The organism is Novosphingobium sp. PhB57, assembly GCF_004342985.1.
In the GTDB taxonomy this organism is placed as follows: domain Bacteria; phylum Pseudomonadota; class Alphaproteobacteria; order Sphingomonadales; family Sphingomonadaceae; genus Novosphingobium.
The window spans coordinates 198756-212478 of record NZ_SMBO01000001.1; the positions used below are offsets into that span (position 1 = coordinate 198756).

At 66.7% G+C, this 13723-nt stretch carries 9 protein-coding genes; 2 read left to right on the forward strand and 7 right to left on the reverse strand.

Going from position 1 to position 13723, the window contains the following annotated elements:
• The first annotated feature begins 116 nt into the window (after positions 1-116).
• Together recN and EDF58_RS00835 are read left to right on the forward strand one after the other, a co-directional pair.
• Positions 117-1781, forward strand: a complete 1665-nt coding sequence (gene recN, locus EDF58_RS00830; RefSeq protein WP_132261851.1) for a DNA repair protein RecN — start codon at positions 117-119, stop codon at positions 1779-1781.
• A 254-nt stretch (positions 1782-2035) separates the two neighbouring features.
• Positions 2036-3688, forward strand: coding sequence for a hypothetical protein (locus EDF58_RS00835; RefSeq protein ID WP_132261853.1), 1653 nt, complete (start codon positions 2036-2038; stop codon positions 3686-3688).
• Positions 3689-3739: 51 nt separating this feature from the next.
• On the opposite strand, the gene EDF58_RS00840 is transcribed toward EDF58_RS00835, so the two are convergent.
• The 7 genes from EDF58_RS00840 to EDF58_RS00870 all read right to left on the reverse strand — a co-directional run bounded on the left by EDF58_RS00840 (position 3740) and on the right by EDF58_RS00870 (position 13614).
• The gene (locus EDF58_RS00840; protein WP_132261854.1) at positions 3740-4675 is read right to left on the reverse strand and encodes a zinc-binding alcohol dehydrogenase family protein; all 936 of its coding nucleotides are present in this window, start codon (positions 4673-4675) and stop codon (positions 3740-3742) included.
• 179 nt (positions 4676-4854) lie between these two features.
• Entirely contained in the window at positions 4855-6330 is a 1476-nt protein-coding gene (locus EDF58_RS00845) for a DUF4403 family protein (protein ID WP_132261856.1), read from the reverse strand.
• Between the two features lie 170 nt (positions 6331-6500).
• The gene (locus EDF58_RS00850; RefSeq protein ID WP_132261858.1) at positions 6501-7277 is read right to left on the reverse strand and encodes a TorF family putative porin; all 777 of its coding nucleotides are present in this window, start codon (positions 7275-7277) and stop codon (positions 6501-6503) included.
• Positions 7278-7335: 58 nt separating this feature from the next.
• Entirely contained in the window at positions 7336-7770 is a 435-nt protein-coding gene (locus EDF58_RS00855; protein WP_132261860.1) for a hypothetical protein, read from the reverse strand.
• A 231-nt stretch (positions 7771-8001) separates the two neighbouring features.
• The gene (lpdA, locus tag EDF58_RS00860) at positions 8002-9402 is read right to left on the reverse strand and encodes a dihydrolipoyl dehydrogenase (RefSeq protein WP_132261862.1); all 1401 of its coding nucleotides are present in this window, start codon (positions 9400-9402) and stop codon (positions 8002-8004) included.
• Positions 9403-9523: 121 nt separating this feature from the next.
• Positions 9524-10756 carry a 2-oxoglutarate dehydrogenase complex dihydrolipoyllysine-residue succinyltransferase gene (gene odhB, locus EDF58_RS00865; RefSeq protein ID WP_132261864.1) on the reverse strand — a complete coding sequence of 411 codons (1233 nt, stop codon included), beginning with the start codon at positions 10754-10756 and terminating at the stop codon, positions 9524-9526.
• A gap of 8 nt (positions 10757-10764) precedes the next feature.
• Complete coding sequence (locus tag EDF58_RS00870; protein ID WP_132261866.1) at positions 10765-13614, reverse strand: 2-oxoglutarate dehydrogenase E1 component; 2850 nt, start codon at positions 13612-13614, stop codon at positions 10765-10767.
• Positions 13615-13723: the final 109 nt, after the last annotated feature.

Genomic DNA, 13723 nt, shown 5'->3' on the forward strand with positions numbered 1-13723 from the left:
GGGTGCCCTTGCGGCATTCCCGAGAGGCCTGCCGTGCTTGCGCCGAGCCGGCAGGAAGGCGGGCGCACGAAGAGGCGTGACGGGCGGCACGGTTTTCGTTAGAACGGATCGCGAACATGCTGAACCGCCTCTCCATCCGCAACATCGTGCTGATCGAAGCGCTCGACCTGGATTTCGCCAGGGGACTGGGCGTTCTCACCGGTGAGACCGGCGCGGGCAAGTCGATCCTGCTCGACGCGCTCGGCCTCGTCATCGGCAACCGCGCCGACAGCGGCCTCGTCCGCGCCGGCGAAGGCCGCGCCACGGTGACCGCCAGTTTCGAGTTTCCCCAGCTTCCCGCCCATGTCCGCGCCGTGCTCGACGATGCCGATATCGACATCGAGCCGGGCGAGCCGCTGATCCTCAAGCGCCAGCTCAAGGCCGACGGCGGCAGCCGCGCCTTCCTCAACGACCAGCCGGTGGGCGTCGCCCTGCTGCGCGAGATCGCGCCTGCGCTGGTGGAGATCCACGGCCAGCACGACGATCGCGGTCTCGTCAATTCCAAGGGCCACCGCGCGTTGCTCGACCGGTTCGCCGGGGGTGACGTGGCCGGAGTGGAAGCGGCCTGGAAGACCTGGCGCAGCGCCCAGAACGCGCTCGATGCCGCCCGTGCGCAAGTCGCCAAGGCGGCCGAGGACCAGGACCTCCTCCTGGCGCACCTGGCCGAGCTGGACGCTCTCTCGCCGCTGGAAGGCGAGGAGGAAGAACTCGCCGAGGCGCGTGCCGGGATGCAGAAGGGCGAGAAGCTGTCCGACGATCTCGTGGCGCTGCAGCACCTGTGGACCGGCTCCGATTCGGCGCTGGCAACCTTGCGCGGGGCATCGCGCCGGCTAGACCGCATCGCCGGGGAGCATCCGCTGCTGGCCGAGGCGCTGGAAGCGCTCGACCGCGCGGTGATCGAGGCCAGCGAAGCGGAAGACCGCCTGGACCACGCCGCCGAGGCCCTGGCTTTCGATCCCGACGAACTCGACCGCATCGAGACCCGCCTGTTCGACCTTCGCGCCGCCGCGCGCAAGCAGGGCTGCCAGGTGGATGACCTGCCGGAGAAGATGCGCGAGATGCGCAGCGCGCTCGATGCCATCGAGGGCGGGGAAGAACATGTCGCCGGGCTGGAACGCAGCGCGCAGAAGGCGGCGCTGGTCTACCGCGAGCAGGCCGAGGCGCTCCACGATCTTCGCCGTTCGGCCGCCAAGCGGCTCGACAAGGCCGTGGCCGCGGAGTTGGCGCCGCTCAAGCTCGATGCCGCGCGTTTCCAGACTTCGGTGATCCGCCTGCCCGAGGAGCGCTGGGGCGCGCAGGGCATGGATGCGGTGGAATTCCTCATCAGCACCAACCCGGGTGCCGACTTCGCGCCGCTCGCCAAGATCGCCTCGGGCGGCGAGCTTTCGCGCTTCATCCTCGCACTCAAGGTGGCGCTGGCGGAAGAGGGCGGTGCGGCCACGGTGATCTTCGACGAGATCGACCGGGGCGTGGGCGGTGCGGTGGCCAGCGCGATCGGCGAGCGTCTGGCGCGGCTCGCCTCGGAAGGGCAGCTCCTGGCCGTCACTCACAGCCCGCAAGTCGCGGCGCGGGGGCGGCGGCACTACATGATCGCCAAATCCAGCGAGGGCACCGTGACGCGCACTTCGGTGGCGCTGCTGGACGAGGGCGAGCGCAAGGAAGAGATCGCGCGGATGCTCTCCGGCGCGGAAGTGACGGCAGAGGCGCGGGCGCAGGCGGATCGGTTGCTGGAAGGCGTTTGAAGAGAGGGAAGACCCGGGGGATGATCCCCCGGACCCTCGGAATGTCAGCCTCGCGCGCTGCCTGCCCGTGGTGCGCTCCTTGCGGCGGAGCCATCAAGTCTTCTGACGCAGCCGTGGGCGCCAGACGGATAGGCTGGACATGACTTCGACATTCCCGGGGGCGCAGGGGGCATTGCTCCCCTGCTTCTGCCTTTTCTTCCCGGGACAGGAAGCCTAGGGTCCGCCCCGACAAATCCCACCATACGGACCCGATCATGCCCAAATTCCTCCTCGCCCCCGCGCTTCTCGCTGCGACCAGCCTCGTTTCGGTACCGGTCCTCGCGGCCGAGCCGGCCTACGATCTTGCCGCGCAGAAGGCGAAGCTGGCGACGATCCCGATGGAGGTGGACACGAAGTTCCTTTCTGCCGAGGAGCGGGACGTGGTGAACCTGCTCATCAAGGCGTCCGACCTGATGAGCGCGGTCTACCTGCGCCAGCGTTATGCCGAGAATCCGCAGGTCCGCGGCGCGATCTCGATGAACCGCCGGGCCGACCGGGACTTGCTGGTGGAAATGTTCGACCGCAATTTCGGTCCCTGGGACGAACTGGCCGACCTGCATCCGTTCTGGGGCACGACGCCGATGCCGGAAGGCGCCGGCTTCTATCCCGAAGACCTGACGCGCGCCGATTTCGAGGCCTATCTGACGGCCCATCCCGAGCAGAAGGCGGCGCTGACCAGCCCTTATACGGTGGTTCGCCGTGACGGCGCGAAGCTGGTCGCGGTGCCCTATTCGGTGGCCTACAAGGAGTGGCTGGAGCCGGCGGCGCAGCTTCTCGACCAGGCGGCGGCGCGGACCAGCAATGCCAGCCTCAAGACGTTCCTCTCGCTGCGCGCCAAGGCCTTCCGCACGGATGACTACTATGCCAGCGAACTGGCCTGGATGGACCTGAAGGACACGCCGATCGAAGTCGCTATCGGGCCTTACGAGGTCTATACCGATCGGCTGATGGGTGCAAAAACCTCGTTCGAGAGCTTCGTGACGCTGAAGGACCCGGAGGAATCGGCCTCGCTCGCCAAGTACAAGAACTACTTGCGCGACATGGAGGCGAACCTGCCGATCGCGGAGGAATACAAGAACTTCCAGCGCGGTTTCGAAAGCCCGATCGCCGTGGCCGAGCAGATCCGCGGCGGCGGAGACAACGTGCCGGGGCCGCAGACGGTGGCCTTCAACCTCCCCAACGACGAGCGCGTGCGCGAGGCCAAGGGTGCGAAGAAGGTGATCCTGTCCAACGTGCTGGGCGCCAAGTTCGAGCGCATCCTGAAGCCGATGGGCGCGCTCGTGCTGGTGCCGGCACAGGCGGGCCTGGTCGACCGCAAGTACATGCAGCTGGAAACGCTGTTCCACGAATTGTCGCACAGCCTGGGGCCGGGCACGATCGTCGTGAATGGGCAGACCACCACGGTCGACAAGGCGCTCAAGGAGCAGAACTCGGCGATCGAGGAAGCCAAGGCCGACGTCGCGGGGGTCTGGGACATCCTGCTGATGATGAAGAAGGGCGAAATTCCCGCCGCCGAACGGCCGCAGCTGTTCGCCACTTATGTCGCCGGGATCTTCCGCGCGGTGCGTTTCGGCGCGGTGGAGGCGCATGGCAAGGGCGCGGCGCTTCAGTACGGCTATTTGCGCGCCAAGGGTGCCTTCACTTACGACGCGGCGACGAAGCGCTACACGTTTGACGACGCGAAGATGGAAGCCGGCCTGCGCGACCTCCTGCACGACATGCTGATGCTCCAGGCCAAGGGCGACTACGAGGGCACCAAGGCCTTCATGGCGTGCTGGGCGAAGCTGGACCCGCAGGCCGAAGCGGTGATCGCCAGCATGGACGAACTGCCCGTGGACATCCGCCCCGTCTACCCGGACGGGGTTTGAGCACGTTTATCCCGACGGGGTTTGAGTATCCATCCTGACGGGGTCTGGCCCTCAGGGGCGCATGACGACGTGCCCGAACGGCCGCCCGCCGAGGATGAATTCATAGGCCTCGGCGGCCTCGCAGAGCGCGAATTCGTGCTCGATCGGCAATAGCAGGTCGCCGCCGGCGATGCGCTCCAGCATCCTCGCCACCTGGGCGTGGACTTCGGGATCGCGCATCGGGGCGGCGGGCATGATCGTCAGGCGATGGAGTTCCGGCGCCGCGCCGTCCATGCCGTAGCCGATGTCGGTCAACATCCCGGTGGCCGAAAGCGCCGCATAGCGGCCGCCCGGTACGACCAGCCGCGCGAGCTGTGCAAAGCGCTCGCCCGCGCTGACGTCGAATACGAAATCCACGCCGCGGCCCCCGGTCAGTTCCAGGCATCCGGCGATCACGTCGTCCCGGCCCGCGCTGAGCATGTCGACCAGGCCGATCTTGCGCAGGCGTTCGTGGCAGAACGGATCGCGGGCGATGCCGATCACCCGCGCGCCGGCCGCCAGCGCCAGTTGCAGGGCGATGATGCCCAGGCTGCTGGTGACGTGGTTGATGAGGATCGTCTCGCCGGCCTGCAACCGGCCGCGTGCATTCAGCGTGTCATGCGTGGCGGCCAGGGTGAAGGGCGCGGCGGCGCCGATGCCCGGGTCCAGCCCGTCCGGCAAGTGCCAGGTCGAGGCTTCGGGAGCGGCGAAGAGTTCGGCATGGCTGCCGCAGCCGTGATAGGCCACCACGCGGTCCCCGACGCTGAAGCGGCTGACTTCGGCGCCGACGGCCACGATCGTGCCGCTCGCCTGGCAGCCGACGACGCCGCAGCCGGGAACCTCGATGAGCCCGCGGCGGTAGAGCGCCAGCTTGACGAGATCGATGGCTTCGATGGAAACGAGTTCGACGCGGATAAGGACCATGTCCGCCGCGACGTCCGGATCGGGTGCTTCCCCGAACGTGAGCAAGGGGCTGCCTCCGTGGCCGGAGCAAAGTACTGCCTGCAAGCGATCCCCGTGTTCTTCTGGTTGCGTTAGGTTCGTCAGACAACTCTGTATAAAATCGTTTGCACGTCAAGGGCGTCGTAAAGTGAAACCGTCCCTTTCTGGCGCAAATCCCCCCGGATCCGTCCAGAATCGAGACGCTGTCAGGGCCTGGGGGTATGGCCTTGCGGGCGCAGCACGATTGAAGCGGTGCCTTGGGCGGACACGGGCAGGTATAGCCCCTTGCCGCTGGCCTGGATCCGGCCGGTGCGGGCCTGGCGGACTTGCGCGCGGATCATGAAATCCCCTTCGCGCTTGTCGTCGATGGCGCGGGCGATCTTGCCGAGAAGTTCCTGGTAGTCGTGCTCGAAGTTCTGGCCGAGGGCGAGCGCCAGCGTGGCCGACATGCCGGGGGCATTGGCGATCCGCAGCAACAGGTCTCCGCCCACGGCGTCGGTGGTGCCGCTGACGTGGAAGTCGGCGAAGTCCACCTTGCGCGAATTCTCGGCGTTAACCGGGGTGGCGGTCATCCAGACGGTGCCGTGCGCGGGCTTCATGCGGCCGGCCTTGTCGCGCGCGCTGAACGTGACGCCCACGGCAATGCGCCCGCCGTTGGTGCCGTAGATCGTCGCCTTCTGGAAATCCGCGATAAGTGGGCCGAGGTGCGGCACGTCGAAAGGCCGCTGGGCGCGCTTGCGCAGTGCGCGCATCAGCACCGGCTCCAGTTGGCGATAGTCGGCAATGACGGGAATGAAGAAGGCCAGCTTGCCGGCCTCGTCTTCCAGCGGCCGCACCGGGGGCAGGGGCTTCGGCGTGGGGTCTGTCGGCCGGTCGCCGATGAACGTCTCCGTCCGTGTCTTGAGGCCGAGCCGCAGCAGCAGGCGATTGCCCTGGAGTTCGTAGCCGCCGTACTGCAGTTCCTCGGGCGTTACCCGCATCCATACGGGCGGATTCTTCTCGTTCAGCAGCAGTGAGGTGAAGGCAGAGGCCCAGGCGCGCTCGATCTGGGGGCGCAGTTCCAGACGGGCCAGGTGGCCGGGCAGGGTGCGCTCCAGCCGGGCGATCACCGGCTTGAGCTTGCTGTCCGCCTGATCGGTGAATTCGATGCGCTGGCCCAGGAAATCGAGGTGGGGTGCGTTCGTCCAGTCATAGCGGATGTCCACGGTGCCGCGCGGCGTCCAGTCCGATCCCAGCTTTAGCCGGATCGTGGCATGGGCATTGGCATCGGCCGTAGCGGTCTCGCGCTTGAGCACGCCGCCGATGTCCTCGGCCCGCACCACGGCATGAAGCGGCATGCTGAGCAGGATGTCGCGTCCCTTGCCCGTCATGCGCAGCGGCCCGCGGTTCACTTCGCCGACGATGCGGCACTTGATCGTGGGCGTCTTGATCTTGACGAAGACCACTTTCACCCGCTTCGAGGGCACGCAGGGCGTTTCGGGGCGGTCGATCGACCAGAGCCGGCGGGGGATTTCCTTTTCCAGCGCGGCGGCAAGCCCGGTGACGTCGGCGTGGATCGGTACGGTGATGAGCGAGGCCTGAGGCTCGATGGTGATCGCATCGTTGGCCCGGGGCGGCGGCTTGTCATCCATGCCGCGCTTGCAGCCCGCCAGCGCGAGCGGCAGGCAGAGGGCAAGCGTCATGGCTCGCACGATCGGCGTTAGCGTGGTCGCACCGCCCGCTGTGCAGGCTCTTCCTGTCCTCATCGCGTGGATGCCCCGGATATGTCCCCTTGGACTGGGACAATACCCGAGACATGGCGTGGTTCCAATCGGTACCGGGCGCGGCGCTTTCGCGCGTCGGGGTCAGCGGATCAGGGCGTGAAGCGCAAGTAGGCAGCCAGGCGTGAGCCGGTGTCGCGATCGAGATAGCGGCCGGTGCCGCTGCCGGCGGCCAGGTCGTCGCCGATCGAAGTGCCGGTATAGCGCAGGCCCAGCGCGAGCCGGTCCATCTGGTGCTCGACGCCGAGATAGTAGTCCCAATAGCTGCCGCCCGGACGCAGGCGGCGCACGCGGTCGGCCGCCAGGGCGTCGTCGCGGGTCGAGCCGGTGCTGTACCCGCCGCCGCCATAGACGGTAAGCGCCGTGCCGGGAACGCCCAGCGCGGCATTGCCCTCAAGGTAGAGGTCGCTGCCGCCGATGGCCTTCTGCGAGGGCGCGAAGCTGGCGCCGAAGGCCAGTTGCGCCGGGCCGATGGCGTAGGCCAGCGTGGAGTTCAGTTCGCCGTAGCTGAGGCCGGAGGCGCCTACGAAGACATGGCCGGTGGCGCCTGCCGACAGCGTCCAGCCCCCGCGCGACAGCAGCGAGATTTCCGGCGCCGCGGTCAGGCCGAGGTCGGCGCCGCCATGTCTCGCGCTGTCCCGCAGGCTTGCGGCACCGAGGTCGAGGGTGACGCTCTGGGACAAGGGGACGGTGGCATCGGCTGACAGGGCGGGCTTGCCGTCGCTCCAACTCAGGCCGCGTTCGCGCAGGTCAGTGGTGGCTTCGAGGGAGAAGGTGGGGGAGGCAGTCTGGGCCTGAGCCTCGCTGGAGGCGGCCATCGTGGCGGCAGCGGCGGCCGAAAGGGCCGCCGGAATCAGATAACGGTTCATTCGCGGGCGTGTAGCCTGTTTTCAGTTCACGGCGAAATCGCGGGCGTGTAGCCTGTTTTCAGTTCACGGCGAAATCGCGGGCAGCGTCGATGGCGGCCAGGGTGTCGTGGTGATCGGCCGAGGCGAGTTTGCGGACATGGGCGCCGATGGCGTCGGACTTTCCGGCAACGAGCTTTGCCGCGTCCTTGCCATCAGAACGGCAGTCGCCCGGATGGTTCTGGGTGAACGTGCGGGTTTCCGGCAGGCGCGTGGTGATCGCCCGGCCGCCGCCCGCAGGCTGGATGCGGCGCTCGACCGAGACGTCCGCGCTGACGATGCAGCGCCGCGAACTGGGACGGGTGGGCGGCGAGATGCCGATGGCCTTGGAGCGGGTTTCGACGTGCGTGACGTAGTCGACCGCATAGCTGGCGCCGTGGTGGTCGATCTGCACACTATGGGCCGTGGCAGGAGCGGCGGTGAGGGCGGCGGCGGCGGTCAGGGCAAGGAGGCTCACGTCTTACATCCTCTCATGGTGCCTAAAAACAAGGCATGTTCTGCTTAATTCTTGAGCATGAGGGGTAGCAGGCCAACGTGTCCCGCTGGTTTCCGGTGATTGAAGTTCCCTGTCTGGTCGAGCCTCGGTCCTTGGATGCCTACGGTGCGTTTCTGGAACGATTGGAAACGAAAAGGCCGGCGATGCTTTCGCACCGCCGGCCTTTCCTAGCCTTCGAAGGTGGGGGGCCGATCAGATGTGGATCGGCTTGCCCAGCACGGCCATGGCCGCTTCCTTGATCGCTTCCGAATGGGTCGGGTGCGCGTGGCAGGTGTAGGCGATGTCTTCCGAGGTCGCGCCGAATTCCATGGCCTGCGCGGCCTGGCCGATCATCGTGCCCGCCACCGAGGCGATGCACCACACGCCGAGGACGCGGTCGGTCTCGGCATCGGCGATCACCTTCACGAAGCCGTCGGGCTCGTGGTTGGTCTTGGCGCGCGAGTTGGCCAGCATCGGGAACTTGCCGACCTTGATCGCGCCGCGTTCCTTGGCGGCTTCCTCGGTGAGGCCGACGCCTGCGAATTCGGGCTGGGTGTAGACCACGCCCGGGATCACGTCATGGTTCACGATGCCGGTGAGGCCGGCGATGTTCTCGGCCACGGCGATGCCTTCGTCCTCGGCCTTGTGGGCAAGCATCGGGCCGGGGATCACGTCGCCGATGGCCCAGACGCCGTCGACCTTGGTCGCGAAGTCGTGGTCGGTCTCGATCTGGGCACGCTGGTTCAGTTCCAGCCCGATCTTGTCGAGGCCGAGGCCCTCGGTGTTGGGACGGCGGCCGATCGAGACGAGCACGACGTCGGCTTCGATGACTTCCGCTTCGCCACCCTTGGCGGGTTCGACGGTAACCTTGGCGGTCTTGCCTTCAACCGAAACGCCGGTGACCTTGGTGCCCAGCTTCAGGGCCATGCCCTGCTTCTTGAAGATCTTGCCGGCTTCACGGCGCACTTCGCCGTCCATGCCGGGCAGGAGCTGGTCGAGGAATTCGACGACGGTCACTTCCGCGCCGAGACGACGCCAGACCGAACCGAGTTCCAGACCGATCACGCCGCCGCCGATGACGACCATCTTCTTGGGCACGGCCTTCAGTTCCAGCGCGCCGGTGGAGTCCACCACCACGCCGCCGGCGTTGTCGATCTCGACGCCCGGAAGCGGGGTGACCGAGGAACCGGTGGCGATCACGATGTTCTTGGCGGTCACGGTCTTGCCGGCCACTTCGACGCTGTGCGCGTCCTTGAACTGGGCGTAGCCCTTCAGCCAGTCGATCTTGTTCTTCTTGAACAGGAATTCGATGCCGCCGGTCAGGCCCTTCACCGCATCGAGGCGCTGGCCCTGCATGGTGTCGAGGTCCAGTTCGGGGGTGACCTTGATGCCCATCTTGGCCATCGAGCCGCCTACCTTCGCCGCTTCGAAGTATTCCGAAGCGTGGAGCAGCGCCTTCGAGGGGATGCAGCCGACGTTGAGGCAAGTGCCGCCCAGCGTCTCGCGGCCTTCGGCGCAGGCAGTCTTCAGACCGAGCTGCGCGGCGCGGATCGCGGCGACATAGCCGCCGGGGCCGGCACCGATGACAAGGACGTCGTAATCGTAATCAGCCATTGTTCAGGCCTCCGTACGCTCGTGCTTCGCACATTTTGGGCACGAGCGGAAAATAGTCATTTCGGCTCAAGTGAAAACCCCGCCCGTCCGGATGTTTCTCGGGGCGGGCGGGGCTTTTAACTCAGAGGTCGATGAGGAGACGGGTGGGATCCTCGATCGCTTCCTTGATGGTCTTGAGCGCGGTGACCGCTTCGCGGCCATCGATCAGGCGGTGATCGTAGGACAGCGCGATGTACATCATCGGGCGGATCACGATCTCACCGTTGCGAACCACGGCGCGGTCCTCGATGCGGTGCAGGCCGAGCACGGCCGACTGCGGGGGGTTGATGATCGGGGTCGACATCAGGCCGCCGAACACGCCGCCGTTGGAGATCGTGAAGGTGCCGCCGGCCATGTCGGCCATGGTCAGCGTGCCTTCCTTGGCCTTCTTGCCGAAGTTCGCGATCGCCTTCTCGATGCCGGCGAAGCCCAGCTTGTCGCAGTCCTTCACGACCGGAACGACGAGGCCGTTCGGGGCCGAGACCGCGATCGAGATGTCCACATAGTCGTGGTAGACGATCTGGTCGCCGTCGATCTGCGCGTTGACCGCCGGGATGTCCTTGAGCGCCAGGACCGAAGCCTTGGCGAAGAACGACATGAAGCCGAGCTTGATGCCGTGCTTCTTCTGGAACACGTCCTTGTACTTCTCACGCGCTTCGATGACGGCCGACATGTCGACGTCGTTGAAGGTGGTGAGCAGCGCGGCGTTGTCCTGCGCGGACTTCAGGCGCTTGGCGATGGTCTGGCGCAGGCGCGTCATCTTGACGCGTTCTTCGTTGCGCGCGGCCGGAGCAGCGGCAGCCGAAGCAGCGACAGGCGCCGAGGCGGGCTTGTTCTTGGCCGCTTCAAGGACGTCGTCCTTGGTGATGCGGCCGTCCTTGCCGGTGCCCTTGATGGTGGCCGGATCGATGCCGTGCTCCAGGACCGCGCGGCGCACGGCCGGCGAGAGGACCGAGGAACTGGCCGAAGCTTCGTCCGAGGCTGCAGCAGCCGGGGCGACGGCGGCAGCGGCGGGGGCCGGAGCCGGGGCGGCGGCGGCCGGAGCGGCTGCGGCCTTGGGAGCGGCAGCAGCGCCGGTGCCTTCTTCAATCGTGGCGATCAGCGCGCCGACGACGACGGTGTCGCCTTCGGCCACGAGCTGCTGGCCCATGACGCCCGCGTGGGGCGCCATGACGTCGATCGCGACCTTGTCGGTCTCGAGGCTGGCAATGGGCTCGTCAGCGGCAACGGCTTCGCCGGGCTGCTTGAGCCACTGGCCGATGGTGGCTTCGGCGACGGATTCCCCGAGGACGGGGACCTTGACTTCAGTGGTCATGATTTATCTCAAGCCTTCTGCTTGCGACGGAGTTCGGAACGGACGGAAAGGTGCAGCGCGTCGGCAACCAGCGCGGCCTGTTCGGCAACGTGGCGCTTGGCGAGGCCGGTGGCCGGCGAGGCCGAGGCGTTGCGGCCAGCATAGCGCGGACGCGGCTGGGCGACGCCGGCTTCCTTCGAAGCGGCCTCGATCTGCGATTCGACGAAGAACCACGCACCGTTGTTCTGCGGTTCTTCCTGGCACCACACGACCTCTTCGAGGTTCGGCATGCGCGCAAGGCGCTTGGCCAGCGGCTCGCCCGGGAAGGGGTAGAGCTGCTCGATGCGGATGATCTGGGTATCGTCGATCTCGGCTGCATCGCGGGCTTCGAGCAGGTCGTAGAAGACCTTGCCCGAGCACAGGATGACCTTCTTGGTCGCGGCGTCTTCCGAACCCTTGGGGTCGGAGAGGATGCGCGAGAAGGTGCCGCCGGTGAACTCCGCGGCTGCCGACTTCGCCAGCGGATGGCGGAGCAGCGACTTCGGGGTCATGATGATCAGCGGCTTGCGGAACGGACGGTGCATCTGACGGCGCAGAACGTGGAAGTAGTTCGCGGGCGTCGTGATGTTGCAGACCTGGATGTTGTCCTGCGCGCAGAGCTGCAGATACCGTTCCAGACGTGCCGACGAGTGCTCCGGACCCTGGCCTTCGTAGCCGTGGGGCAGCAGCATGACGAGGCCGTTGGCGCGCAGCCACTTGGACTCGGCCGAGGCGACGTACTGGTCGATGATGATCTGCGCACCGTTGGCGAAATCGCCGAACTGGGCTTCCCAGAGGACCAGGGTCTTCGGGTCGGCACTGGCGAAGCCGTACTCGAAGCCGAGCACGCCATATTCCGACAGCGTCGAGTCCAGCACTTCGAACTTGCCGTGGGGCAGGGTCGAGAGCGGGGTGTACTTGTGCTCGTCGGTCTGGTCGGTCCAGACGGCGTGGCGCTGCGAGAAGGTGCCGCGGCCGCAATCCTGGCCCGAGAGACGCACGCCGTAGCCTTCGGTGACGAGGCTGCCGAAGGCGAGCGCCTCGGCCGTGGCCCAGTCGAAGCCTTCGCCCGACTTGAACATCTCTTCCTTCGCCGCGAGCACGCGGGCCAGCGTCTTGTGGACGGTCAGGCCTTCGGGCACCGTGGTCAGGGTACGGCCGAGGCTGTCGAACAGCTTGTTCTCGATCGTCGTGTCGACGTTGCGGCGCGCGGTTTCGGGGTCGGCAGGCTTGTGGAAGCCGCTCCACTGGCCGGAGAACCAGTCGGCCTGGTTGGCCTTGTAGGTCTTGGCCGCCTCGAACTGCTCTTCGAGATGGGCGGTGAAGTCCGCTTCGGTCTGCGACAGGAAGGTGTCGTCGATGACGCCGTCCTGCTTCAGGCGCTCGCCGTAGATCTGGCTGACCGGCGGGTGCTGGCGGATCTTCTGGTACATCAGCGGCTGCGTGAAGCCAGGCTCGTCGCCTTCGTTGTGGCCGAAGCGGCGATAGCACCACATGTCGATCACGATATCGCGGCCGAAGGTCTGGCGATAGTCGATCGCCAGCTTGCAGGCGAAAGTCACCGCGGCGGGATCATCGCCGTTGACGTGCAGGATCGGCGCCTGGACACCCTTCGCCACATCCGAAGGATAGGGCGAGTTGCGCGCGAACTGCGGGCTGGTGGTGAAGCCGATCTGGTTGTTGATGATGAAGTGGATGCAACCGCCGGTGTTGTAGCCCTTCACGCCCGAGAGGCCGAAGCACTCCCAGATGATGCCCTGGCCGGCAAAGGCCGCGTCACCGTGGATGAGGACCGGCAGCACCTGCTTGTGCTTGGCGCCCGGGCCGATGTCGTCGCCGATGTCGTCGGCGATCGCCTGGTAGGCGCGAACCTTGCCGAGCACGACCGGGTCGACGGTTTCGAGGTGCGAGGGGTTGGGCATCAGGCTCATGTGGACCTTGATGCCGTCGAACTCGCGGTCGGCCGAAGTGCCGAGGTGGTACTTCACGTCGCCGGAGCCGCCCACGTCCTCGGGATTGGCGGTGCCGCCCGAGAATTCGTGGAAGATGACCTTGTAGGGCTTGGCAAGGACGTTCGCGAGCACGTTCAGGCGGCCGCGGTGGGCCATGCCGTAGACGATTTCCTTCACGCCCAGCGTGCCGCCGTACTTGATCACGGCTTCGAGCGCCGGGATCATGGCCTCGCCGCCGTCAAGGCCGAAGCGCTTGGTGCCGACGTACTTCTTGCCGAGGAACTTCTCGTACTGCTCGCCGCGCACGACGGCCTGAAGGATCGCCTTCTTGCCCTCGGGGGTGAACTCGATTTCCTTGTTCGCCCCTTCCATGCGCTCCTGGAGGAAACGGCGTTCCTCGACATCGGCGATGTGCATGTATTCGAGGCCGACCTTGCCGCAATAGTTGGCGCGCAGGATCTGCACGATCTCGCGAACGGTCGTCCACTCCAGGCCGAGTGCGCCGCCGACGTAGACCGAACGGTCCTGCGCGGCGCCTACGAAGCCGTGGTATTCGGGGGTGAGGTCAGCAGGAAGCTGGCGCTGGTTGAGGCCGAGCGGATCGAGATCGGCAGCCAGGTGACCGCGCACGCGATATGTGCGGATCAGCATCATGGCGCGGATTGCGTCGGCCGCGGCTTCGTCTATGCGGGACTGGTCGACCTTCTGGCCGCCCTTTGCCGCTGCCTTCTCGATCTGGACCTTGAGCGCGCTGGGGTCGAGGCCCTGGGTCAGGTCGTCCTCGAACTCCGCTCCTACGAGCGGCCAGTTCTTGCGCTGCCAGCTCGGGCCGGCCTGCGGGCCGTCGAGGGCATCATCGGGGGTGAAGTCGAAACTTTCGTCGCCCATCGGGTGTCACCTTTTGTCGCGCCGGAAAACGGCCGGCGCTACCAAGCTAGATCTGGAACGATGGTCCCGATGGAGAGGGGGCCGTTTCGTTCGCATGGCGTCCGGCATC